The following is a 1525-nucleotide window of genomic DNA, read 5'->3' as shown; positions in this document are numbered from 1 at the left end:
CTTCTTCGCCGCGCGGCGCTTCGGCTTGGCGCCGCCCGCAGCAGCGGTGCGCGCCAGCGTCATGCCCAGCGAGGACGGCAGGGAGACTTCGAGGCGCTTGCCGCCGACCTCGACGACGACGGTCTCGCGGCCGGCCTCCTCGCCCTCTTCCTCGGCCGCCGTGCCGGCGAAGGGCTCGATGGTGTTGACGAACTCCGTCTCGATCCACCGCGTGTGCACCCGGAACGGGTCGGCGGTGAAAGCGGGATCGGCCACCACGGCCCGGTGGAAGGGAATCGCCGTGGCCATGCCCTCGACCTTGAACTCCGCCAGCGCACGCGCCGCCCGCTGCAGCGCCTGCTCACGCGTGGCACCCGTGACGATCAGCTTCGCCAGCAGCGAGTCCCACGCCGGACCGATCACACTCCCGGCCTCCACACCCGCATCCAGGCGCACACCCGGACCGGTGGGAGCATCGAAACGGGTGACCGTGCCCGGAGCGGGCAGGAAGTTACGGCCCGGGTCCTCACCGTTGATACGGAACTCGAACGAGTGACCGCGCAGCGGCGGGTCGTCGTAGCCGAGCTCTTCGCCGTCGGCGATGCGGAACATCTCGCGGACCAGGTCGATGCCGGTGACCTCTTCGGTGACCGGGTGCTCGACCTGCAGGCGGGTGTTGACCTCCAGGAAGGAGATCGTGCCGTCCTGGCCGACGAGGAACTCGCACGTGCCCGCGCCCTCGTAGCCGGCCTCGCGCAGGATCGCCTTCGAGGCGCGGTAGAGCTCGGCGTTCTGCTCCGCCGACAGGAACGGCGCCGGGGCCTCCTCGACGAGCTTTTGATGGCGGCGCTGCAGCGAGCAGTCGCGGGTGGAGACGACCACGACGTTGCCGTGCTTGTCGGCCAGGCACTGGGTCTCGACATGGCGGGGCCGGTCGAGGTAGCGCTCGACGAAGCACTCCCCGCGCCCGAACGCGGCGACGGCCTCGCGGACGGCGGAGTCGTAGAGCTCGGGGACCTCTTCGAGAGTGCGGGCGACCTTCAGGCCGCGCCCGCCACCACCGAAAGCAGCCTTGATCGCAATCGGCAGGCCGTGCTCCCGCGCGAACGCCACGACCTCCTCCGCACCCGCCACCGGGTCCGGGGTGCCGGCCACCAGCGGCGCACCCGCACGCTGGGCGATGTGACGGGCCGCCACCTTGTCACCCAGGTCCCGGATCGCCTGCGGCGGCGGACCGATCCACGTCAGCCCCGCATCCAGCACCGCCTGGGCGAAGTCGGCGTTCTCGGAAAGGAAGCCGTACCCGGGGTGAACGGCATCCGCCCCCGACTCGGCCGCCGCGGCAAGCACCTTGGCCACATCGAGGTAGCTCGTCGCCGGGGTGTCACCGCCCAGCGCATACGCCTCATCAGCAGCGCGGACATGCAGCGCGTCCCGGTCCGGATCCGCGTAGACCGCCACACTGGCAATCCCGGCATCCCGGCACGCGCGAGCTACGCGGACAGCGATTTCGCCACGGTTGGCGATGAGCACCTTGCGCACGATG

Annotated in this window: 1 protein-coding gene; it reads right to left on the bottom strand. The window is 71.0% G+C overall.

Annotated features, from left to right (window positions below; genetic code table 11):
• On the bottom strand, positions 1-1521 hold a 1521-nt coding region (locus NQU55_RS36170; RefSeq protein WP_256791871.1), incomplete at its 3' end, for an acetyl-CoA carboxylase biotin carboxylase subunit.
• Positions 1522-1525: the final 4 nt, after the last annotated feature.

Origin of the sequence: Streptomyces telluris (genome assembly GCF_024519335.1) — a bacterium.
Classification (GTDB): domain Bacteria; phylum Actinomycetota; class Actinomycetes; order Streptomycetales; family Streptomycetaceae; genus Streptomyces; species Streptomyces telluris.
This window is presented reverse-complemented; position numbering and strand designations above follow the sequence as displayed.